Origin of the sequence: Streptomyces sp. NPDC047880 (assembly GCF_040706515.1) — a bacterium.
In the GTDB taxonomy this organism is placed as follows: Bacteria; Actinomycetota; Actinomycetes; order Streptomycetales; family Streptomycetaceae; genus Streptomyces.
Window position 1 is genome coordinate 768065 of record NZ_JBEZOK010000001.1, and the last position, 22434, is coordinate 790498.

Sequence of the window (22434 nt, forward strand, 5' to 3'; positions counted from 1 at the left end):
CCCCCTCGGAGGCATCGTGGAACTCGCACAGGTACGTCTGCTCGTGACCGACTTCGCCGCCTGTTACCGCTTCTACGGCGAGGTCCTCGGCCTCAAACCGCAGTCGGGGGCGGCGAACGGGCCGTACGAGAAGTTCAGCCCCGCGGTCGGCTCCGCGGGGATCGCGCTTCAGGACCGGTCGATGATGGCCGAGGTGCTCGACGAACTGGGCGAAACGGCCGAGGGGCACCGCTCCCTGGTCGTGCTGCGGGTGGACGGGCTGGATGCGTACTGCGAGGAGATCACGATGCGCGGCGCCACGGTCCTGCACGGCCCGGCGCCCATGACGGACCGCATGCGTGTGGCCCATCTCAAGGACCCCGAGGGCAACTTGGTGGAGCTTCAGGAGTGGCTGCTGCTGCGCGGCTGACGCCTTTGCGCCCTACCGCGCGGCCCCCGACAGTGGCAGGCTCCCCTCCATGGGGGCTTCAGGAAGTCATCGGCCGGTGCCGCGCGGGCGGCGCGTCGCGATCGCGGCGACCTTCGCCGTGGTGGCCGTGGGCGGCGCCGCCGCCTGCGAACCGGGCAGCGTCAGCGCCGCGTCCGTCGCGTACACCACCGACGAGACCGTGACCAAGGAACTCAACCGGCAGAAGGCGGGCGTGCGGTGGCTCACCTGCACCGCCTCCTACGGGGAGAACGGCGGGAAGGCGTCACCCTCGGCGCGTGAGCGGACCGTCGCCACCGTCGACTGCGAGGGGGAGACCGACGACGGCAAGGACATCACCGTCGACGGCAAGGTCACCCACGCGGTGGACGGCGCCTGTGTGCGCGGGAACATCACCGCCAAGGTGGACGGCAAGGTGTGGTTCCAGGTCGACGGCCTCGGCGACTGCAACTCCAGCACCCCGCCTCCCGTCGGGGGGCCGCCGAACGGGCAGCCCGGACCGACCGTCACGGTGACCGTCACCCAGACCATCTGGTGCGAGCGGTACCCGGACTGCCGCCCCGTCGAGGGCAAGTGATCCGAACCCTGTCCGTCCGGCGTCGTCCCTGCATAGGGTGATCGGGTGACATCGCCTGCTTACCTCCGGTTCCCCCATGTGCACGGCGACCTGGTCGCCTTCACCGCCGAGGACGACGTGTGGCTCGCTCCACTCGACGGCGGCCGGGCCTGGCGGGTCAGCGCCGACAACATGCCGGTGACCCAGCCCCGGATCTCGCCCGACGGCACCACCGTCGCCTGGACCTCCAGCCGGGACGGCGCCCCCGAGGTGTTCATCGCCCCGGTCGACGGCGGCCCCGCCAAGCGGCTGACGTACTGGGGAAGTCCCAAGACGCAGGTGCGCGGCTGGACCCCGGACGGCGAGGTCCTGGCGATCAGCACCCATGGAGAGGCGAGCCTGCGCCGCACCTGGGCGCGTGCCGTCCCGCTGGACGGCGGCCCGGCCACCACCCTGCCGTACGGGCCCGTGGGAGACGTCGCCCGCGGCCCGCACACCGTTCTGCTGTCCGCGCCCATGGGGCGTGAGGCGGCCTGGTGGAAGCGGTACCGCGGCGGCACGGCGGGCAAGTTGTGGATCGACCGCGAGGACGACGGGGAGTTCGTGCGGCTGCACGAGGATCTCGACGGCAACCTCGAATACCCGCTGTGGGTGGGGGACCGGATCGGCTTCCTCTCCGACCACGAGGGCACCGGAGCGCTCTACTCCTCCCTCGCCGACGGCTCCGACCTGCGCCGGCACACGCCGCTCGACGGCTTCTACGCCCGGCACGCCGCGACCGACGGCACCCGCGTCGTCTACTCCAGCGCCGGTGAGCTGTGGATCCTGGACGACCTGGAGGGCACCGAGCCGCGGCGGCTGGACGTGCGGCTGGGCGGACAGCGCGCCGATCTCCAGCCCTTCCCGGTGAACGCCTCCCGCTGGTTCGGCTCGGCGTCCCCGGACCACACCGCACGCGGCAGCGCGGTCGCCGTGCGCGGCTCCGTGCACTGGGTCACCCACCGCGCCGGCCCGGCCCGCGCGCTGGCCGCGACCCCGGGCGTACGGGCCCGGCTGCCGCGGACGTTCCGCGCGGACGGCGAGCAGTGGGTGGTGTGGGTGACGGACGCCGAGGGCGACGACGCCCTGGAGTTCGCGCCCGCCACCGGACTCGCCCCGGGGGCGACACCCCGCCGCATCGCCGCCGGGCAGCTCGGCCGGGTGCTGGACCTCGCCATGGCGCCCGACGGCAGCCGTGCCGCCGTGTCCTGCCACGACGGGCGCCTGCTGCTGGTGGAGCGGGAGACGGGCGAGGTGCGCGAGGTCGACCGCAGCGAGGACGGCGACGTGTCGGGCCTCGTCTTCTCACCCGACTCGACCTGGCTGGCCTGGTCCCACCCCGGCCCCCGGCCGCTGTGCCAGCTGAAACTCGCCAACACCACCGACCTGTCGGTCACCGAGGCCACCCCGCTGCGCTTCCAGGACTACGCGCCCGCCTTCACGATGGACGGCAAGCACCTCGCGTTCCTGTCGACCCGCTCCTTCGACCCGGTCTACGACGAGCACGTCTTCGACCTGGCCTTCGTGGTGGGCGCCCGGCCGCACCTGATCACCCTCGCGGCCACCACGCCCTCCCCGTTCGGGCCGCAGCGGCACGGCCGCTCCTTCGAGACGCCCGACCGGGAGGAGACCCCCGACAGCGAGGGCACCCCCACCACCCGCATCGACCTCGAAGGTCTCGCCGACCGCATCGTGCCCTTCCCGGTCGAGGCCGCCCGCTACACCAACCTGCGCGCCGCCAAGGACGGCGTCCTGTGGCTGCGCCACCCGGTCGCCGGGGTGCTCGGCGCGTCCCGGGCCACCCCGGACGACCCCGACCCGAAGTCCGAGCTGGAGCGCTACGACCTCGCCCAGCAGCGTCTCGAGCACCTCGCCGTCGACGCCGACCACTTCGCGGTCAGCGGCGACGGCAAGCGGGTGCTGCTGTGGACCGACGGGCGGCTGAAGGTCGTCCCCAGCGACCGGCGCGCCTCCGGCGACGACGACAGCGACTCCAACATCACCGTCGACCTGGGCCGCGTGCGCCAGTTCGTCGACCCGGCGGCCGAGTGGCGCCAGATGTTCGACGAGAACGGCCGCATCATGCGGGACCACTTCTGGCGGCCCGACATGAGCGGCGTCGACTGGGACGGCGTCCTCGACCGCTACCGCCCCGTCGTGGAGCGGCTCGCCACCCACGACGACCTGGTCGACCTGCTGTGGGAGGTCCAGGGCGAACTGGGCACCTCGCACGCCTACGTCATCCCGCGCGGCGGACACGGCGGCGGCCCCCGCCAGGGCCTGCTCGGCGCCGACATCTCCCGTCACGAGGACGGCAGTTGGCGCGTGGACCGCATCCTGCCCTCCGAGACCTCCGACCCGGACGCCCGCAGCCCGCTGGCCGCGCCGGGCGTCGCGGTGCGCCCCGGGGACGCCATCGTGGCCGTCGCGGGGCAGCCGGTCGACCCGGTGGCCGGCCCCGGCCCGCTGCTGGTCGGCACCGCGAACAAGCCGGTGGAGCTGACCGTCTCCCCGTCGGGCGGCGGCGAGCCCCGGCACGCCGTCGTCGTCCCGCTCGCCGACGAGGAACCCCTGCGCTACCACGCCTGGGTCGCCGACCGCCGCGCCTACGTCCACGAGAAGTCCGGCGGCCGCCTCGGCTACCTCCACGTCCCGGACATGCAGGCCCCCGGCTGGGCCCAGATCCACCGCGACCTGCGCGTCGAGGTCGCCCGCGAGGGCCTGGTCGTCGACGTCCGAGAGAACCGCGGCGGCCACACCTCCCAGCTGGTCGTCGAGAAACTGGCCCGCCGCATCGTCGGCTGGGCCGTCCCGCGCGGCATGCGCCCCTACAGCTACCCGGAGGACGCCCCGCGCGGCCCCGTCGTAGCGGTCGCCAACGAGTTCTCCGGCTCCGACGGCGACATCGTCAACGCCGCGATCAAGGCCCTGGGCCTCGGCCCGGTCGTCGGCACCCGTACCTGGGGCGGCGTCATCGGCATCGACAGCCGCTACCGCCTGATCGACGGCACCCTGGTCACCCAACCCAAGTACGCCTTCTGGCTGGAGGGCTACGAGTGGGGAGTGGAGAACCACGGCGTGGATCCGGACGTGGAGGTCCTGCAACGCCCGCAGGACCACGCGGCGGGGAGGGACACCCAGCTGGACGAGGCCATCCGACTGGCACTGGAAGCGCTGGAGGCAGTACCGGCGAAAACGCCCCCAGGCCTGCCCACCTAAGGGGCGCGGGGAACGGCGCGACCAGCCACAACGCACCCGCACCCGACGACGATAGGATTCTCGGCAAAACCGATCTCGGCCGACCCCCGGAGGGAAAATGGCAGGGGAGCCCCAGGAAGACTGCCTGTTCTGCAAGATCGTCGCAGGCACCATCCCGGCGACCATCGTCCGCCAGACGGAGACGACGGTCGCGTTCCGCGACATCAACCCCCAGGCCCCCACGCACGTCCTGGTCATCCCCAAGGCGCACTACAAGAACGCCGCCGCCCTCGCCACCGCCGACCCGGCCCTCACCGCCGACGTGCTGCGCGAGGCCCAGGCCGTCGCGGACGAGGAGAAGCTCGACAGCTTCCGTCTCGTCTTCAACACCGGCAGCGGCGCAGGCCAGACGGTGTGGCACGTGCACGCCCACGTGCTCGGCGGCCGCGGCCTCGACTGGCCTCCGGGGTAGTCCGCCTTGTCCGTACGCGAACTCGTGGTCCTCGGCACCGCCAGCCAGGTCCCGACCCGGCACCGCAACCACAACGGCTACCTGCTGCGGTGGGACGGCGAGGGCATCCTGTTCGACCCCGGCGAGGGCACGCAGCGCCAGATGCTGCGCGCCGGGGTCGCCGCGCACGACCTGAACCGGATCTGCGTCACGCACTTCCACGGCGACCACTCCCTCGGCCTCGCCGGTGTGATCCAGCGCATCAACCTCGACAAGGTCCCGCACGAGATCACCGCCCACTACCCCCGCTCCGGGCAGCGCTTCTTCGACCGGCTCCGGTACGCCACCGCCTACCGCGAGACCGTCGGCATCACCGAGGCCCCGGTCGCCGCGGACGGGCCCCTCGCCCGCACGGACGGGTACACCCTCGAAGCCCGGAAGCTGTCGCACCCGGTCGAGTCGTACGGCTACCGGATCGTCGAGCCCGACGGCCGCCGCATGCTGCCCGAGCGGCTCGCCGCGCACGGCATCAAGGGCCCCGACGTGGGCCGGATCCAGCGCGAGGGAGCGCTTCGCGGGGTCTCGCTGGAGGACGTCAGCGAGGTGCGGCGCGGACAGCGGTTCGCGTTCGTCATGGACACCCGGCTCTGCGACGGCGTGCACGCGCTCGCCGAGGGCTGCGACCTGCTCGTCATCGAGTCGACGTTCCTCGACGAGGACGAGGAACTCGCCGTCGAGCACGGGCATCTGACGGCAGGTCAGGCGGCTCGGGTGGCCCGGGACGCCGGTGTGCGGCACCTCGTGCTGACCCACTTCAGCCAGCGCTACCCGGACCCGGACGAGTTCGAGCGCCAGGCCCGGGCCGCCGGGTACGAGGGTGAGCTGACCGTGGCCCACGACCTACTGAGAGTGCCGGTTCCGAAGCGTCGGTGAAACGGCCGTACGATGAATTGATGTCCCTCCCCAAAGCCGAACTGCACCTTCACATCGAAGGCACCCTGGAACCGGAGCTCGCCTTCGAGCTCGCCGCGCGCAACGGCGTCACCCTCCCCTACGCCGACACCGACGAGCTGCGCGAGGCCTACCGGTTCGAGGACCTGCAGTCCTTCCTGAACCTGTACTACGAGCTCATGGCCGTCCTGCGCACCGAGCGGGACTTCGAGGACCTGGCGAACGCCTATCTCGCCCGGGCCGCCGCGCAGGGCGTGCGGCACGCGGAGATCTTCTTCGACCCCCAGGCCCACACCGGCCGCGGCCTGGAGATCGGCACGGTCGTCGAGGGGCTGTGGCGCGCGCTGGGGAGCAGCGAGGCCAACCACGGCGTCTCGACCCGGCTGATCCTGTGCTTCCTGCGCGACGAGTCCGCCGAGTCGGCCCTGGCCACGCTGGACGCGGCCAAGCCGTACCTGGACCGGATCACCGGCGTCGGCCTCGACTCCGCCGAGGTCGGGCACCCGCCGGTGAAGTTCCGCGAGGTCTACGAGGCCGCCGCCGCACTCGGCCTGCGCAGGGTCGCCCACGCCGGTGAGGAGGGCCCGCCGGAGTACATCACCGAGGCGCTGGACGTCCTCGGCGTGGAGCGGGTCGACCACGGGCTGCGCTGCGTGGAGGACCCGGCGCTGGTGGAGCGGCTGGTGCGCGACCGGGTGCCGCTGACGCTGTGCCCGCTGTCCAACGTCCGGCTGCGCACCGTCGACACCCTCGCCGAGCACCCGTTGCCCGCCATGCTGGACGCCGGCCTGATGTGCACGGTCAACTCCGACGACCCGGCCTACTTCGGCGGCTACGCCGGCGACAACTTCGACGCGGTGCGCGCCACCCTCGGCCTCACCGAGGAGCGGCTGCGCGAGCTCGCCCGCAACTCCTTCCTCGCCTCCTTCCTGGAGGACGACGAGGAGCTGCGGGCGCGGTATCTCGCCGAGGTGGACGCCTACACCTTCGGGTAGCTCCGGGCGGGTCTCAGAAGACCTCCGACCCCGCCTTGCCGTAGGCACGCTGGGCGGGGACGGCCGGGGTCTCGACGGGGATCTCCACCACCGGCTGCTCCGGGGCGCCGATCTCGGGGATCGCGCCGGTGGGCGTGCCCGTGGCGGCGGCGACCAGGGCGGCCGGGTGCCCACCGCGGCGGCGGATCGCGCCGGGCAGCAGCGGGCGTCCGCCGGTGTGCAGGGCGACGGCGGTCATCGGCAGGGCGATCACCAGCAGCCCGGCGCCGAGGACCGCGCCCATGACCGGGAACCCGGCCTGCGCCGACAGCACGCTGCCGGTCAGCGGCCCGGCGGCGGTGCCCAGCGAGGACGCCGAGCCGACCAGCACCGCCCAGCGGCCGCGCGGGTCGAGCGAGGCGGCGAGCCCGATGAGGTACGACAGCACCACCGGGTAGAGCGTGTTCCAGGCGATCTCGCCCGCCGCGAAGCTCCCCAGATCGGTCGCGGAGGCGCTGAGCGCGATGCAGGCGGCGATGAGGACGGTGCCGCCGCCGATGGGTATCGCGCGTCCGAGCCGGGCCCCGAGGGCGCCCGCCGCGAGGACCCCGGTCAGGCCGGCGCCGAGGGCGACGGCGAAGACGACGCCGACGGTGGCCTCGCCGAGATGCGCCTGCTCCAGGCCGATGCGTCCGCTCACGCCCCACAGGGAGTTCTGGGCGAGCGACCAGCACACCATGGCGGCGGCCAGCAGCAGCCCCGAACGGGCGTGCGGCAGCCGGGCCTTGTCGTGCCGGGCGGGCGCGACGGGCGTGCCGGTGGGGAGGCTGCCGGTGAGCGGCCAGACCGCCAGGGCCGTGAGGGCGATCGCGGCCAGCGGCAGACCGTGCCCCGGGCCGAGGTGCGGCACGGTCAGATACACGGCGCCCGCGAGGGCGGAGACGCTGAGCAGCCCGGCCGTGGAGGCCCGGTGCGGATCCTTCTGACCGGCGATGAGGGTTGCGGCGACGGTGGTGGCCGTGCCGGAGCCGAACCCGCCGACGATCGCGCCGGCGACGACGGCGGGGACCGAGGTGGTCAGGGCGGCACCGCCGTAGCCGAGCAGGGCCAGGGCGAGGCCGAGCCGGGCGAGGGTGCGGGCTCCGATCCGTTCGACCCGGGAGGCCAGGACGAATCCGGCGGCGGCCGAACTCAGCAGCAGGGCACTGCCGACGGCGCCGGCCTGCGTGGCGGAGAGCGGAAGGTCCGAGTCGAGCCTGCCGACGGTGGTGGGCAGCAGATACGGAGCGAGGTACCCGGCCGTGAAAAGGGCGACGAGGGGCCAGGGAGTGGTGCGGGGGGCGAACACGGGCGTTCCCAGGGCATGCGAAAGGAGCGGGGGAAAGGGGGGTTGGGCGACGACCGTCGACGGACAGGAACGCGCGAGCAATTTGTATCAAGCACGTAGTCGCGCACGGGAGCCCGGGGCGTGTGATCTGGAGCACGTTGCGTTTGGGGTGGTGAAGCCCGGGTAAACGAGCGCCTTTCGCCAGGTGGCGAGGGTGCTTTCGCCGCCGCTCAGTGGCGCCTTCGCCAGCGCCGGTGCACCGATCCGGCCCCCCGCGGAACGGCCGCCTCGGCCTTCGCCCGGACCTCCCGCATCACGGTGACGATCCGCTCCTCGTGCTCGGGCGTGAGCCGGGCGACCGGCACCGAGCGGCTGATGACGTCCCGTGCCGGGGTGTCGTAGCACAGCGCGAACCCGAAGCCTACGATCCCGGGCACACCCTCCTCGCGGTCCTCGGACCAGCCGCACGACCGGATCCGTGCGAGGTCGGCCGCCAGGGACGCGCGGCTCGTGTGCGAGTGCGGAGTGAGCGCCTCGTCGGGCCCCTCGGGCAGCTCGCCGTCCGGACGTTCCGCCGGCCGCGCCTTGCCCAGGGCCCCGGCGTGCGCGGGCAGGCGGTGTCCGACCCGGCTGATCGTGCGCAGGTACGCGTGCGACTCCGGGTCGCCGGGTACGCCACGTCCCGGCCGTCCAGCCGGCGGCCGTATGGCCGGGACGGCCGGCGGCCGTACGGCCCGGACCCGCGGGTCGGAATCCAGGTAGCTCGGGCAGGTGAGCGGGCGTGGCGCGGCACGCCGAGTTCGGCGGCCGGCTCCCGGAGCCGGGCCGGACGGTCACCGCGTGCGGCGAGCAGCAATCGGGCCGCATGGGCGGTTGACGTTCTCATACACGACCCGCATTCTCATACGTGGATCACATCTATATGAGGAGACGGGCTTCGTGAACCTCGCCATCACTGACGTACGCCTGACGCCGATCCTGGTCGCCGACCCGCCGCTGCTGAACACGCAGGGCGTGCACCAGCCGTACACGCCCCGGCTGATCGTCGAGGTCCTCACCGCCGACGGCGTCACCGGCGTGGGGGAGACCTACGGCGACGCCAAGTACCTGGAACTGGCCGTGCCGTTCGCCGAGCGGCTGAAGGGACGCCAGGTCAGCGATCTGAACGGCCTGTTCACCATCGCGGACCAGGTCGCGGTGGACGCCTCCCGCGTCGAGAACGCCGTCGACGTCGGCGGGCTGCGTGGCGTCCAGACCGCCGACAAGCTGCGGCTGTCCGTCGTCTCCGGCTTCGAGGTCGCCTGCCTGGACGCCCTCGGCAAGGCGCTCGCGCTGCCCGTGCACGCGCTGCTCGGCGGCAAGGTGCGCGACCGCGTCGAGTACAGCGCCTACCTCTTCTACAAGTGGGCCGGCCACCCCGAGGGTGTGCCGGCCGAGAAGGACGACTGGGGCGCCGCCCTCGACCCCGCCGGGGTGGTGGAGCAGGCCCGGCGCTTCACGGAGCGCTACGGCTTCACCTCGTTCAAGCTCAAGGGCGGCGTCTTCCCGCCCGACGAGGAGATCGCGGCCGTACGGGCGCTCGCCGAGGCCTTCCCCGGGCATCCGCTGCGGCTCGACCCCAACGGCGCCTGGTCCGTCGAGACGTCCGTGAAGGTCGCCCGGGAGCTCGGGGACGTCCTGGAGTACCTGGAGGACCCGGCGCTCGGCACCCCCGCCATGGCCGAGGTCGCCGAGCGCACCGGGGTGCCGCTCGCCACCAACATGTGCGTGACGACGTTCGCCGAGATCCCGGAGGCGTTCACCAGGGGCGCCGTCCAGGTGGTCCTCTCCGACCACCACTACTGGGGCGGTCTGCGCAACACCCAGCAGCTCGCCGCGGTCTGCCGCACCTTCGGGGTCGGCGTGTCGATGCACTCCAACACCCACCTCGGCATCTCGCTCGCCGCGATGACCCACGTGGCGGCCACCGTCCCGAACCTCCACCACGCCTGCGACTCCCACTACCCCTGGCAGTCCGAGGACGTCCTCACCGAACGGCTCGCCTTCGACGGCGGCCGGGTCACCGTCTCCGACGCGCCCGGCCTCGGCGTGGAGCTCGACCGCGAGCGGCTGGCCGTACTGCACCGGCGGTGGCTGGACGACGACGGAGCCCTGCGGGACCGCGACGACGCGGCAGCGATGCGGATCGCCGACCCGGAGTGGGTGACACCCGCGATGCCCCGCTGGTAGGGCGCCCGCGAAGCCGGTAAGGGGGCGCGCGAGGGCCACGCGCGAGCTGACGGGACGGGTGGGCACGGCGTGACCGGCGTCACGCCACCGGTGATGTGGTGCAGACTGGCCTGATCCGCACCACGTCAGGGAGCGCATCGTGACCGCGTCCACCGCCCCGGCCGGAAAGGGCCCGGCCGGAAAGGGATCGCACCGCCAGAGCCAGGTCGATCCCCTCGCCCCGCTGCGCACACCGGACGACCCGCCCTGGGACGTCTACCTCACGGGCACCGTCTTCCTGGACATCATCTTCACCGGCCTCGACTCCGCCCCGGTGCGCGGGACGGAGTCGTGGGCGCGCGGGATGGGGTCGAGCCCCGGCGGCGTCGCCAACATGGCCACCGCCCTGGCCCGCCTCGGCCTGCGCACGTCCCTCGCGGCGGCCTTCGGCGACGACCACTACGGCGACTACTGCTGGGACGCCCTGGAGCACGGCGAGGGCATCGACCTCTCCCCGTCGCGCACCGTGCCCGGCTGGCACTCCCCGGTGACCGTCTCCATGGCCTACGAGGGGGAGCGCACGATGGTCTCGCACGGCCACGAGCCACCCCCCGAGGAGCCGGCCCCGCAGTGCCCGCCCCGCGCCCGGGCCGCCGTCGCCTCCCTCGCGCCCGGCGTGAGCGCGCCCTGGATCGCCCAGGCCGCGAGCAAGGGCACCCGGGTCTTCGGTGACGTCGGCTGGGACGACACCGGGGCATGGGACCTGGCCGGGCTGCCCGACCTGCGGCACTGCGAGGCGTTCCTGCCGAACGCGGAGGAGGCCATGCGGTACACGGGCGCGGACTGTCCCCGGGCGGCGGCGCACGCCCTGACCGAGTACGTACCGCTCGCGGTGGTCACCCTCGGCGCGGACGGGGCCTACGCGGTGGACCGGCGGACGGGCCAGACGGCGGAGGTGCCGGCCATCGCCGTCGAGGCGCTCGACCCGACCGGGGCCGGTGACGTGTTCGTCGCCGGGTTCGTCGCCGGGACCCTGGCGGACTGGCCGCTCGCCGACCGGCTGGCCTTCGCCGGGCTGACGGCGGCGCTGTCGGTGCAGGAGTTCGGGGGGTCGCTGTCGGCGCCGGGCTGGTCGGAGATCGCGGCGTGGTGGCGGAAGGTGCAGTCGGTCGAGGAGCAGTCGCCGGTGGCGCTGGAGAGGTACGGGTTCCTGGCCGGGCTGGTGTCGGAGGAGCTGGTGAGGCCCTGGCCGTTGCGGCGTGCCGTCCCCACGATCGGTTTCCGGCGCTCGGCGTGACCGAGCCGCCGTCGCCTCCCGTTTCCGACCACACCCCCAAAACCCCTACGGCGTTGTCACTCCCCCGTCGTACCCTGGGAATCGCGAGGCCGCCCTCAGCTGCGCGGCCGTGACGAGGAGGAACCGCAGGCCTTCAGCGCCGGCCCATGACTCAATCATCGACAGCTCACACCCCCGCGCAGGAGCAGGCGAGAGCACAGCTCACCGTCCCCGCCCAGCACCCCATGGTGACCGTCCTCGGGTCCGGCGACTCCCTCCTGCGCGTGATCGAGAAGGCCTTCCCGGCGGCCGACATCCACGTCCGGGGCAACGAGATCAGCGCGACCGGCGACCCGACGGACGTCGCCCTCATTTCGCGCGTGTTCGACGAGATGATGCTGGTGCTCCGCACCGGGCAGCCGATGACGGAGGACGCAGTGGAACGCTCGATCGCCATGCTCAAGGCGAGCGACAACGGCGAGAGCGACGGCCAGGAGACCCCGGCCCAGGTGCTCACGCAGAACATCCTGTCCTCGCGCGGCCGCACCATCCGCCCCAAGACGCTCAACCAGAAGCGCTACGTCGACGCCATCGACAAGCACACGATCGTCTTCGGCATCGGCCCCGCGGGCACCGGCAAGACGTACCTGGCGATGGCCAAGGCGGTGCAGGCCCTGCAGTCCAAGCAGGTCAACCGCATCATCCTGACCCGCCCCGCGGTCGAGGCCGGCGAGCGGCTCGGATTCCTCCCGGGCACGCTCTACGAGAAGATCGACCCGTACCTGCGCCCCCTCTACGACGCGCTGCACGACATGCTCGACCCGGACTCGATCCCGCGCCTGATGGCGGCCGGCACCATCGAGGTCGCGCCGCTCGCCTACATGCGCGGCCGCACGCTCAACGACGCCTTCATCATCCTGGACGAGGCCCAGAACACCAGCCCCGAACAGATGAAGATGTTCCTCACCCGCCTCGGCTTCGACTCGAAGATCGTGATCACGGGTGACGTGACGCAGGTCGACCTCCCCGACGGGACGAAGAGCGGCCTGCGGCAGGTGCAGGACATCCTGGACGGCGTCGAGGACGTGCACTTCTCCCGGCTGTCGTCGCAGGACGTGGTCCGGCACAAGCTGGTGGGCCGTATCGTCGACGCGTACGAGAAGTACGACACCACGCACGGCACCCAGAACGGCACGCACAAGGGCCGCGGCAAGTCCGGGCACAAGGGGAAGTAGACAAGCACAACACCATGTCGATCGACGTCAACAACGAGTCCGGCACCGAGGTCGACGAGCAGGCGATCCTCGACATCGCCCGCTACGCGCTCGCCAGGATGCGCATCCACCCGCTCTCCGAACTCTCGGTGATCGTCGTGGACGCCGACGCCATGGAGCAGCTCCACATCCAGTGGATGGACCTCCCCGGCCCGACGGATGTCATGTCCTTCCCCATGGACGAGCTGCGCCCGCCGTCCAAGGACGACGACGAGCCGCCGCAGGGCCTGCTCGGCGACATCGTGCTGTGCCCCGAGGTCGCCGAGAAGCAGGGCAAGGAAGCGGAGACGCAGCACACCATGGACGAGGAGCTCCAGCTGCTCACCGTTCACGGCGTGCTGCACCTGCTGGGCTACGACCACGAGGAACCGGACGAGAAGGCCGAGATGTTCGGCCTCCAGGCGGCCATCGTGGACGGCTGGCGCGCGGAGCGGGGCCTGACCGGTCCGTCCCCGGCGCCGACGGTCTCGTAACGTTTCGCCGATGAGTCCTCAACTCGTCCTGGGCGCCATCGCCCTGGTCGTCGTGGCCTGGCTCGCCGCCTGCGCGGAGGCGGGCCTCGCGCGCGTCTCCAGTTTCCGCGCCGAGGAGGCCGTGCGCTCCGGCCGCCGCGGCAGCGCCAAGCTCTCCCAGGTCGCCGCCGACCCGACCCGCTACCTGAACGTGGCGCTGCTGGTCCGCGTCGCCAGCGAGATGGCCGCCGCCGCGCTGATCACCTACGGCTGCCTGAAGGAGTTCGACGGCACCACCGAGGCTCTTCTGGTCGCCATCGCGGTCATGGTCCTCGTGTCGTACGTCGCCGTCGGCGTCTCCCCGCGCACCATCGGCCGCCAGCACCCGCTGAACACCGCGACGGTCTCCGCGTACGTCCTGGTGCCGCTGGCCCGGATCATGGGCCCGATCCCGTCGCTGCTGATCCTCATCGGTAACGCGCTCACCCCCGGCAAGGGCTTCCGCCGCGGTCCCTTCGCCTCCGAGGCGGAGCTGCGCGCCCTGGTCGACCTGGCCGAGAAGGAGTCCCTCATCGAGGACGAGGAGCGCCGCATGGTGCACTCCGTCTTCGAGCTGGGTGACACCCTCGTGCGCGAGGTCATGGTCCCGCGCACGGACCTGGTGGTGATCGAACGCTTCAAGTCCATCCGCCAGGCCCTCACCCTCGCCCTGCGCTCCGGGTTCTCACGCATCCCGGTCACCGGCGAGAGCGAGGACGACATCGTCGGCATCGTGTATCTGAAGGACCTGGTCCGCAAGACGCACATCAGCCGCGACGCCGAGTCCGAGCAGGTGTCCACGGCCATGCGCCCGGCGTTCTTCGTCCCCGACACCAAGAACGCCGGTGACCTGCTGCGCGAGATGCAGAAGGAACGCAACCACGTCGCCGTCGTCATCGACGAGTACGGCGGCACGGCCGGAATCGTCACCATCGAGGACATCCTCGAGGAGATCGTCGGCGAGATCACCGACGAGTACGACCGTGAACTGCCGCCCGTCGAGGAGCTCGGCGAGGACCGCTTCCGCGTCACGGCCCGCCTCGACATCAGCGACCTGGGCGAGCTGTACGGCCTGGAGGAGTTCGACGACGAGGACGTCGAGACGGTCGGCGGGCTGCTGGCCAAGGCGCTGGGCCGCGTCCCCATCGCGGGTGCCTCGTCGGTCGTGGACCTGCCCGACGGCCGGGAGCTGCGCCTGACCGCGGAGGCCGCGGCCGGCCGCCGGAACAAGATCGTGACGGTGCTGGCGGAGCCGGTGGCCCCGGCCGGCCCGGACGAGGAGGCGAAGCCCGAGTGACCCCGCAGGAACTGCGCGCGTTCTGCCTGTCCTTCAACGCGGCGGTGGAGGACTTCCCGTTCAGCCCGGAGATCTCGGTGTTCAAGGTGCGGGGCAGGCTCTTCGCCCTCTCGTTCCTGGACGCGCGCCCCCTGAAGGTCAACCTCAAGTGCGACCCGGACGAGGCGGTCCGCCTCCGCGGCGAGCACGAAGGCCTCATCGTCCCCGGCTGGCACATGAACAAGCGCCACTGGAACACCGTCACGGCCGACGGCGGGCTCCCGGACCGGCTGGTCCGGGAGCTCATCGAGGACTCGTACGACCTGGTCGTCGCGGGCCTGCCCCGGGCGGACCGCCTGCGCCTCGACCGCCCCTGACGCTTCCGTATGCTCGGATCATGACCGACAGCAGCGCGCTCGACCCCGAGGACCGCAAGATCGTCACCCTGGCCCGTTCCGCGCGGGCCCGCAACGGCGTGCCCGAGGGCGCGGCCGTACGCGACGAGACCGGACGCACCTACGTCGCGGCCACCGTGGCGCTCGACTCCCTGAAGCTCAGTGCCCTGCAGGCGGCGGTGGCGATGGCGGTGGCCTCGGGTGCGACGTCCCTGGAGGCCGCGGCGGTCGTGACGGAGGCGGAGACCGCGTCCGACGCGGACCGGGCCGCCGTACGGGACCTCGGCGGCGCGGGGACGCCGGTACTGGTGGCGGGGCCCGATGGAACGGTCCGTACCACCGTCACCGCCGGCTGAACTTCGCTGTAACCGCCGGTAATTAGGCCAGTTTTCAACCTTGCCGTCGCCTGCCCCACACGCATCAATGGAACCGTAAGTTCCGACGGACCGTCAGGTTCGGCTCTCGCGCAGCGTGTCCGCACTCACCTGCCGAGCGGTCCCCCCACATGGAAAGGGAGCCGGAATCCCATGAGATGCAAGCGAATCGGAGCAGGTGCGGCACTGGCGGCCGGAGCCCTCGCGGTCACCGGGCTCGCCTTCGCCCCGGCGGCCCTCGCCGTCACCCCCCAGACGGCGACGATCAACGCGGACTGCGGCGGCTTCGGCAGCGGCGAGGCCACGCTCACCGCCAGGCAGGACGGCACCGCCGCCACCCTCACCCTCACGTCCTCCGGGATCACGGCGCCCATCGCGCTGGGAGAGGACTCGATCACGTCCACCCTGACCCTGGTGAAGAGCGGCGGCGGCACCGTCGACTTCACCGGCACGGAGAACCCGGCGATGGCCGCCGGCGCCCCCGTCGAAGTCGGCCCCCTCAGCGGCACCGTGGCCTCCGGCGACAGCCTGGAGGCCTTCGGCGGCTCGCTCAGGATGACCGTCTTCGGCATCACCATCACCTGCACGGCGACCGGGCCGCAGTCACCCGGCCCGTTCGTGTTCGACTGAGAACGACCGCGAGCGCGGCCCCGGAGTCAGAGCGCGTCGGGGCCGCGCTCGCCGGTACGCACCCGCACGACCGTGTCGACGGGCAGCGCCCACACCTTGCCGTCGCCGATCTTGCCGGTGTGCGCGGCCTTCACGACCGCGTCGATGACGGCCTCGGCGTCCGCGTCCTCGACGACGACCTCGATCCGGACCTTCGGCACCAGGTCGACCTGGTACTCGGCGCCGCGGTACACCTCGGTGTGGCCGCGCTGCCGGCCGTAGCCGCTGGCCTCGCTCACGGTCAGACCGTGCACGCCGAGTTCCTGAAGGGCGTTCTTGACCTCGTCGAGGCGGTACGGCTTGACGATCGCGGTGATGAGCTTCATGCCTGGGGGGTGACCTTCTGGGCGGGGGAGAGGACGGAGGAGGAGACCGGGGCGCCGTGGCCCAGGACCCCGTGATCGTAGGCCGTCTCGGCGTGCACCGTAAGGTCCAGGCCGGTCTGCTCCTGTTCCTCGCTCGCGCGGAAGCCCATCGTGGCGTCGAGCAGCCTGCCGATCCCGTATGTCACGGCGAACGCGTACACCGCCACCACGACCACCGCCACCAGCTGCCTGCCGAGCTGACCGAGCCCGCCGCCGTGGAGGAGGCCCTCGGCGCCGCCGGTCATCGAGTCCACGGCGAACACGCCGATGAGGAGCGTTCCGATGACACCGCCGACCAGATGGACGCCGACGACGTCCAGGGAGTCGTCATAGTTCAGCTTGAACTTCCAGCTCACGGCGTACGAGCAGACGACACCGGCGGCGAGGCCCACGACCAGCGCGCCGAGCAGGGAGACGGACCCGCAGGACGGGGTGATGGCGACCAGGCCCGCGACCGCGCCGGACGCGGCGCCCAGGGTCGTGGGGTGGCCGTCGCGCTTCTGCTCCACGAGGAGCCAGCCGAGCAGGCCCGTGCAGCCCGCGGAGAGGGTGTTGAGGAACGCGGCCGCCGCGAGGCCGTTGGCGCCGAGCGCTGAGCCCGCGTTGAAGCCGAACCAGCCGAACCACAGCAGACCGGCGCCCAGCATCACCATGGGCAGGTTGTGCGGGCGCATGGCGTCCTTCTTGAAGCCCATGCGCGGGCCCAGGACCAGGCACAGCGCCAGCCCCGAGGCACCGGAGACGATCTCCACGGGCAGCCCGCCGGCGAAGTCCAGGGCGCCCAGCTTCTCCAGGATCCAGCCGCCCGGCCCCCACACCCAGTGTGCGACCGGAACGTATACGAGCAGCGCCCACACCGGCACGAAGACCAGCCAGGCGCCGAACTTCGCCCGGTCCGCGACGGCACCGCTGACCAGCGCGGCCGTGATGATCGCGAAGGTGAGCTGGAAGGTGGCGAAGAGGACCGTGGGGACGGTGCCCTGGACGCTGTCCGGGCCGAGGCCGCTCATCCCGGCGTGCTCCAGCCCGCCGATGAGACCGCCGGCGGCGTCCTCGCCGAAGGTGAGTGAGTAGCCGGCCGCCAGCCACACCACCGTCACCAGGGCGATCGAGACGAAGCTCATCATCAGCATGTTGAGGACGCTCTTCGTGCGGACCATGCCGCCGTAGAAGAGGGCCAGACCCGGGGTCATGAGCAGGACGAGGGCGGTGGCGGCGAGCAGCCAGGCGGTGTCGCCGGTGTCGGCGCTTGCGGCGGCCAGAGGCACGGTGTCTCCAACAGGTGGGGGCTCCGGGGGCTCGTCAGAGATTCACCGGCCTGCGTTTCCGGTTGCGTACGGGTGTGTTTCCGTGACGTTTCGTTGCGTGAGGGTTTCGGGAAGCTCACCACGCCCGTCCGGTGCGGGGCGACTCCGGGGATCAGGGACAATGGGCGCCATGAGCGTTCGTACCCAGTCATCCGAAGAGCCGGCCGGAGCTGTCCACAGGGCTGGCTTCGCCTGCTTCGTGGGCCGCCCCAACGCGGGCAAGTCCACCCTCACGAACGCTCTGGTCGGCCAGAAGGTGGCGATCACGGCGAACCAGCCGCAGACGACGCGGCACACCGTGCGGGGCATCGTGCACCGCCCGGACGCGCAGCTGATCCTGGTGGACACCCCCGGGCTGCACAAGCCGCGCACGCTGCTGGGCGAGCGGCTCAACGACGTGGTGCGCACGACGTGGGCCGAGGTCGACGTGATCGGCTTCTGTCTGCCGGCGAACGAGAAGCTCGGCCCCGGCGACCGTTTCATCGCGAAGGAACTGGCGTCCATCAAGAAGACGCCGAAGATCGCGATCGTGACGAAGACCGACCTGGTGGACGGCAAGACGCTCGCCGAGCAGCTCATCGCGATCGACCAGCTCGGCAAGGAGCTCGGCTTCGAGTGGGCGGAGATCGTCCCGGTGTCGGCGGTCGGCGACAAGCAGGTGGGTCTGCTGGCCGACCTGATCGTCCCGCTCCTGCCGGAGGGGCCGGCGCTCTACCCCGACGGGGAGCTCACCGACGAGCCCGAGCAGGTCATGATCGCGGAGCTGATCCGCGAGGCCGCGCTGGAAGGCGTGCGCGACGAGCTGCCGCACTCCATCGCCGTCGTCGTCGAGGAGATGCTCCCGCGCGAGGACCGTCCCGCCGACAAGCCCCTCCTCGACATCCACGCCTTCGTCTACATCGAGCGTCCCAGCCAGAAGGGCATCATCATCGGCCCCAAGGGCAAGCGCCTGAAGGAGGTCGGCATCAAGTCCCGCAAGCAGATCGAGGCCCTGCTGGGCACACCCGTCTTCCTCGACCTGCATGTGAAGGTGGCGAAGGACTGGCAGCGGGATCCCAGGCAGTTGCGGAAGCTGGGGTTCTGAGGGGCTCTCGTCAGAGGGTCGCGGGCAGGCTTGCCCATACCGCGTTGCCGCCGGTGAGGGTCGAGCGGGTGATGCCCCAGACCTCGGCTATCTCCCGTACGAGCAGCAGGCCGCGGCCCCCCTCGTCGTCGGGGCCGGGGCAGCGGTCGGGTATGCCGCGGCCCGTGAGGTCGCCGTCGTGCACCTCCAGCCGGAAACGCGCGTCCGTCATCAGCTGGACGCCGCACAGGATCCGTTCGCTCAGCGTGTGCAGCACGGCGTTGGTCACCAGCTCGGACACGAGCAGCACCGCGTTCGCGGACAGCTCGTCGGGCACGTGCCACGCGTCCAGCCGTGCGCGCATCGCGTGGCGGGCGACTCTGACGCTGGTCCGCTGCGGTGGCAGCTCCAGCCAGTCGGTGCGGTCCGGGCGTACCGCGTCCAGGAACCGGGGAGTGGGTGTCGTGTGGGGGGACACGGCGATCGCCTTCCGTGGGGGGTGGGCGCAATCAAGGAAGGGATGAGCGGACAACGGACCGGCCGGGTGGGGGAGTTGCTGCTTCCGGAAGCCTGGTCACACAAGTAATCATGCTCGCAGAGCAGTTCACGCTGCAACCATCTGTCCGATGAGACCTGATGGGCGACGTCCCTCAGGCCGTGGGGCGCTGCGCCTCCAGCAGTTCCCGGTACCAGTGGTAGGACGCCTTCGGGGTCCGCTCCAGGGTGTCGAAGTCGACGTGGACCAGGCCGAAGCGGCGTGCGTAGCCCTCCGCCCACTCGAAGTTGTCGAGCAGGGACCACACGAAGTAGCCGCGCACATCGACGCCCGCCTCCACCGCCCGGTGCAGGGCCCGGACGTGGCCGTCCAGGTAGGCGATGCGGTCCTGGTCGTCGACGCCCGGGTACGAGCAGCCGTTCTCGGTGATGACCACCGGCGGGAGCCGGTCGCCGTAGCGTTCGCGGAAGGCGGTGAGGAGCTCGGTGAGCGCTTCGGGGACGACCGGCCAGCCGAAGTCCGTGACCGGGTGGCCCTCGATCTCGCGGACGGAGAAGGGCAGTTCGGCGGGCATGGTGATCCCGCCGAACTCGATCTCCGCGCCCTGCGGAGCACCCACCCTGGTCGGGGCGTAGTAGTTGATCCCGTACCAGTCGAGCGGCTCGGCGATCACCCTCAGGTCCGCCTCCACGTCCCCCGGCATCAGCTCGCCGATGCCGTCCGGATACCGCCCCAGCAGCAACGGGTCCGCGAACAGACGGTTCAGCAGCAGGTCGTAGAAGTCCGCGGCGTCCACGTCCGCCGCCTCGGCCGACGCCGCCCAGGTCGGGCCGTGCGAGTTGGCGACGCCGATGTCCGTGGCGCCCGAGGCGCGCAGGGCGCGGACGGCCAGGCCGTGGGCGAGCAGCTGGTGGTGGGCGGCCGGCAGCGCGTCGAACAGCAGCTGCTTCCCCGGTGCGTGCACGCCCAGGGCGTGGCCCAGCAGGGTGTGCTCGGCGGGCTCGTTCAGGGTGATCCACTTCGTCACCCGGTCGCCGAGGCGGCCCGCGACCGTCGACACGTACGCGGCGAAGCGCTCGGCGGTGTCCCGCTCCAGCCAGTCCAGGTCGGTCGGCAGGTCCCAGTGGAACAGGGTCGGCACCGGGCGGATCCCCGCCGCGCACAGGTCGTCGACCAGCCGGTCGTAGAAGTCCAGGCCCTTCTCGGAGCGCACCCGCGGCCACGAGATCGAGAAGCGGTAGGCGTCCACGCCGAGGCCGGCCAGCAGGGCCACGTCCTCGCGGTGGCGGTGGACGTGGTCGCAGGCGACCGCGGCCGTCGAGCCGTCCTTCACCCGTCCCGGCACGGCCGTGAAGGCGTCCCACACGGACGGCTCGCGTGCGTCCGCGCCGCCCTCGATCTGGTGCGCGGAGGTGGACACGCCCCAGAGGAAGCCGGCCGGGAAGCGGGGGATCGGGTTGCCTGCGTCAGTCGCCATGCGCTGGATCATCCGTACCGGCGGTAACGGAAGTCAACGCCCGGGCGGGAAGGAGCTGTTGCGCCCCTGCTGTCACCTGCCCGCCGTTACGTGCCGCTGCCGGCATGCGCCCGCTGCCGCGCCTTGCTGTCGCGCGCCCGCCGTCACTCGCTGACGCACGCGGCCGTCGCCACGTGCCCGCTGTCACGCCTTGCTGTCGCGCGCCCGCCGTCACTCGGTGACGCACGCGGCCGTCGCCACGCCCTGCCGGCATGCGCCCGCCGTCACCCGCTGTGCGCACGGCCGTCGCCACGCGCCGCTGCCGCGCCTTGCTGTCACGCGCCCGCCGCCACCCGCTGTGCGCACGCGGCCGTCGCGACGCGCCCGCCGGCACGCCCGGCCGCTATGCCCCTTCCTTCAGCACCCGGGAGATCAGCCTGCGCTGCTCGTCGGTCAGCCGGGGGTCCGCGCAGTACACGGTCTTGCCGTCCACCGTGAGCTGGTAGGCGAACCCGTCCGGGACCCCGACCGGAGGCGTGCTCCGCCCGGCGGCCAGGGCCTGATCGGCCAGCGCGTGCCATTCCGGGGCATCGGGCCGGTCCGCGGTGTCCACCTCGGCGTACCGCTCGATGCCCGCGAACCCGCCCGTGCGCCTCACCTGAATCCGCATGGCACCTGTCTAGTACGGAACTACAGGGTCCGCACCCCGACCTGCTCCCAGGCCTTCGAGACGGCGTCCAGTTCCTCCCCGTCGCCGAAACGCTCCCGGGCGGCCTTCACGGTGAGGGCGGCGAAGTCGGCGAACATCGCCTGCTGCTCCAGCTCGCCGCCGGTCAGGACGTCGTACCAGACCTGTCCGGCCCGCTCCCAGGCGTGGCCGCCGAGGGCCGTGGCGGCCAGGTAGAAGGCGTGGTTCGGGATGCCCGAGTTGATGTGTACACCGCCGTTGTCGCGGCCGGTGCGCACGAAGTCGTCCATGGTCGCCGGCTGCGGGTCCTTTCCGAGGACGTCGTCGTCGTACGCCGTGCCCGGCGCCTTCATGGAGCGCAGTGCCGTGCCCGTCACCCGCGGGGCGAGCAGACCCGCGCCGATCAGCCAGTCGGCCTCGGCGGCGGTCTGGCCGAGCGTGTACTGCTTGATCAGGGCGCCGAAGACGTCCGACAGGGACTCGTTGAGCGCGCCGGGCTGGCCGAAGTAGGTGAGGTTGGCCGTGTACTGCGTGACGCCGTGCGCGAGTTCGTGGCCGATGACGTCGATCGGGATGGTGAAGTCGAGGAAGATTTCCCCGTCCCCGTCCCCGTCGCCGAAGACCATCTGCTCGCCGTTCCAGAAGGCGTTGTTGTAGTCGCGGTCGTAGTGCACCGTCGCGTTCAGCGGGAGGCCGTCGCCGTCGATCGAGTCGCGCCGGTAGGCCTGGAGGAACAGCTCGAAGGTGGCGCCGAGGCCCGCGTAGGCGCGGTTGACGGTGGCGTCCCTGCCGGGCTTGTCGCCCTCGCCGCGGACCTTGTGGCCGGGCAGGTCGGTGCCGTGCCGGGCGTCGTGGATCGTGCGCTGCGGCTTGCCGTCGGCGACCGCGGCGACGGCGGTCGCGCCGATGACCGTGGTGAGGCGGCGCTGGGTGCGCTCGAAGGCGTCACGCTGCAGGGTGCGGCGGGCGGGTCCGGCGAGTGCGGGGTCCTCGGCCTGGGCGAGCTTGTCGAGGACGTGGGGCGGAACGATGGTGCAGAAGACGGGCTCGAAGCCCCCGTGAGTCGTCATGCCCGGCACCCTTGCACTGCGTGACGAAGCTGTCACTAGTCGCCACCATGATTGGTGAAATACCGGGACAACGACCCTCACGCTCCGTGCAGAGTGCTATGGC

Annotated in this window: 22 protein-coding genes and 1 pseudogene; 15 read left to right on the forward strand and 8 right to left on the reverse strand. The window is 72.0% G+C overall.

Annotated features, from left to right (window positions below; all coding sequences use genetic code 11):
* Nucleotides 1-16 precede the first annotated feature (16 nt).
* From AB0937_RS03635 to AB0937_RS03660, 6 genes are all read left to right on the forward strand, one after another.
* A complete protein-coding gene (locus tag AB0937_RS03635; protein ID WP_366709277.1) occupies nucleotides 17-409 on the forward strand; it encodes a VOC family protein in 393 nt (130 codons plus the stop codon).
* 49 nt (nucleotides 410-458) lie between these two features.
* On the forward strand, nucleotides 459-1004 hold the full coding sequence (locus AB0937_RS03640) for a hypothetical protein (RefSeq protein WP_366709278.1): 546 nt from the start codon (nucleotides 459-461) through the stop codon (nucleotides 1002-1004).
* Between the two features lie 45 nt (nucleotides 1005-1049).
* Complete coding sequence (locus tag AB0937_RS03645; RefSeq protein ID WP_366709279.1) at nucleotides 1050-4241, forward strand: S41 family peptidase; 3192 nt, start codon at nucleotides 1050-1052, stop codon at nucleotides 4239-4241.
* A gap of 97 nt (nucleotides 4242-4338) precedes the next feature.
* Nucleotides 4339-4692 carry a histidine triad nucleotide-binding protein gene (locus AB0937_RS03650; protein WP_366709280.1) on the forward strand — a complete coding sequence of 118 codons (354 nt, stop codon included), beginning with the start codon at nucleotides 4339-4341 and terminating at the stop codon, nucleotides 4690-4692.
* A gap of 6 nt (nucleotides 4693-4698) precedes the next feature.
* Nucleotides 4699-5604 (forward strand): ribonuclease Z, encoded by a 906-nt coding sequence (locus AB0937_RS03655; RefSeq protein WP_366709281.1) that lies wholly within the window; start codon nucleotides 4699-4701, stop codon nucleotides 5602-5604.
* Between the two features lie 20 nt (nucleotides 5605-5624).
* Nucleotides 5625-6617, forward strand: coding sequence for an adenosine deaminase (locus AB0937_RS03660; protein ID WP_366709282.1), 993 nt, complete (start codon nucleotides 5625-5627; stop codon nucleotides 6615-6617).
* 13 nt (nucleotides 6618-6630) lie between these two features.
* On the opposite strand, the gene AB0937_RS03665 is transcribed toward AB0937_RS03660, so the two are convergent.
* Both AB0937_RS03665 and AB0937_RS03670 read right to left on the reverse strand, forming a co-directional pair.
* Nucleotides 6631-7944 carry an MFS transporter gene (locus AB0937_RS03665; RefSeq protein WP_366709283.1) on the reverse strand — a complete coding sequence of 438 codons (1314 nt, stop codon included), beginning with the start codon at nucleotides 7942-7944 and terminating at the stop codon, nucleotides 6631-6633.
* A 209-nt stretch (nucleotides 7945-8153) separates the two neighbouring features.
* A pseudogene (locus tag AB0937_RS03670) lies at nucleotides 8154-8809 on the reverse strand (IclR family transcriptional regulator C-terminal domain-containing protein).
* 53 nt (nucleotides 8810-8862) lie between these two features.
* On the opposite strand from AB0937_RS03670, the gene AB0937_RS03675 reads away from it, so the two are divergent.
* From AB0937_RS03675 to AB0937_RS03710, 8 genes are all read left to right on the forward strand, one after another.
* A complete protein-coding gene (locus AB0937_RS03675; RefSeq protein ID WP_366709284.1) occupies nucleotides 8863-10152 on the forward strand; it encodes a glucarate dehydratase family protein in 1290 nt (429 codons plus the stop codon).
* Between the two features lie 139 nt (nucleotides 10153-10291).
* Nucleotides 10292-11428 (forward strand): PfkB family carbohydrate kinase, encoded by a 1137-nt coding sequence (locus tag AB0937_RS03680; RefSeq protein WP_366709285.1) that lies wholly within the window; start codon nucleotides 10292-10294, stop codon nucleotides 11426-11428.
* A gap of 146 nt (nucleotides 11429-11574) precedes the next feature.
* Entirely contained in the window at nucleotides 11575-12642 is a 1068-nt protein-coding gene (locus AB0937_RS03685; protein ID WP_366709286.1) for a PhoH family protein, read from the forward strand.
* 14 nt (nucleotides 12643-12656) lie between these two features.
* On the forward strand, nucleotides 12657-13154 hold the full coding sequence (ybeY, locus tag AB0937_RS03690; protein WP_366709287.1) for an rRNA maturation RNase YbeY: 498 nt from the start codon (nucleotides 12657-12659) through the stop codon (nucleotides 13152-13154).
* A gap of 10 nt (nucleotides 13155-13164) precedes the next feature.
* On the forward strand, nucleotides 13165-14469 hold the full coding sequence (locus AB0937_RS03695) for a hemolysin family protein (RefSeq protein ID WP_366709288.1): 1305 nt from the start codon (nucleotides 13165-13167) through the stop codon (nucleotides 14467-14469).
* Nucleotides 14466-14825, forward strand: a complete 360-nt coding sequence (locus AB0937_RS03700) for an MmcQ/YjbR family DNA-binding protein (protein ID WP_366709289.1) — start codon at nucleotides 14466-14468, stop codon at nucleotides 14823-14825. Before AB0937_RS03695 ends, AB0937_RS03700 begins: the two co-directional genes overlap by 4 nt.
* 20 nt (nucleotides 14826-14845) lie before the next feature.
* On the forward strand, nucleotides 14846-15199 hold the full coding sequence (locus tag AB0937_RS03705) for a cytidine deaminase (protein ID WP_366709290.1): 354 nt from the start codon (nucleotides 14846-14848) through the stop codon (nucleotides 15197-15199).
* Between the two features lie 171 nt (nucleotides 15200-15370).
* Nucleotides 15371-15847, forward strand: a complete 477-nt coding sequence (locus AB0937_RS03710; RefSeq protein ID WP_366709291.1) for a hypothetical protein — start codon at nucleotides 15371-15373, stop codon at nucleotides 15845-15847.
* A gap of 26 nt (nucleotides 15848-15873) precedes the next feature.
* On the opposite strand, the gene AB0937_RS03715 is transcribed toward AB0937_RS03710, so the two are convergent.
* Nucleotides 15874-16212 carry a P-II family nitrogen regulator gene (locus AB0937_RS03715; RefSeq protein ID WP_053669183.1) on the reverse strand — a complete coding sequence of 113 codons (339 nt, stop codon included), beginning with the start codon at nucleotides 16210-16212 and terminating at the stop codon, nucleotides 15874-15876.
* Complete coding sequence (locus AB0937_RS03720) at nucleotides 16209-17519, reverse strand: ammonium transporter (protein WP_366709292.1); 1311 nt, start codon at nucleotides 17517-17519, stop codon at nucleotides 16209-16211. Before AB0937_RS03720 ends, AB0937_RS03715 begins: the two co-directional genes overlap by 4 nt.
* Nucleotides 17520-17679: 160 nt before the next feature.
* On the opposite strand from AB0937_RS03720, the gene era reads away from it, so the two are divergent.
* On the forward strand, nucleotides 17680-18642 hold the full coding sequence (gene era, locus AB0937_RS03725) for a GTPase Era (protein WP_366709293.1): 963 nt from the start codon (nucleotides 17680-17682) through the stop codon (nucleotides 18640-18642).
* A 10-nt stretch (nucleotides 18643-18652) separates the two neighbouring features.
* On the opposite strand, the gene AB0937_RS03730 is transcribed toward era, so the two are convergent.
* From AB0937_RS03730 to AB0937_RS03745, 4 genes are all read right to left on the reverse strand, one after another.
* The gene (locus tag AB0937_RS03730; RefSeq protein ID WP_366709294.1) at nucleotides 18653-19099 is read right to left on the reverse strand and encodes an ATP-binding protein; all 447 of its coding nucleotides are present in this window, start codon (nucleotides 19097-19099) and stop codon (nucleotides 18653-18655) included.
* A 172-nt stretch (nucleotides 19100-19271) separates the two neighbouring features.
* Nucleotides 19272-20594 carry a GH1 family beta-glucosidase gene (locus AB0937_RS03735; protein ID WP_366709295.1) on the reverse strand — a complete coding sequence of 441 codons (1323 nt, stop codon included), beginning with the start codon at nucleotides 20592-20594 and terminating at the stop codon, nucleotides 19272-19274.
* A gap of 382 nt (nucleotides 20595-20976) precedes the next feature.
* Nucleotides 20977-21243: a protealysin inhibitor emfourin gene (locus AB0937_RS03740; RefSeq protein WP_366709296.1), complete on the reverse strand. Its 267-nt coding sequence runs from the start codon at nucleotides 21241-21243 to the stop codon at nucleotides 20977-20979.
* A gap of 20 nt (nucleotides 21244-21263) precedes the next feature.
* Nucleotides 21264-22331, reverse strand: a complete 1068-nt coding sequence (locus tag AB0937_RS03745; RefSeq protein WP_366709297.1) for a M4 family metallopeptidase — start codon at nucleotides 22329-22331, stop codon at nucleotides 21264-21266.
* Nucleotides 22332-22434: the final 103 nt, after the last annotated feature.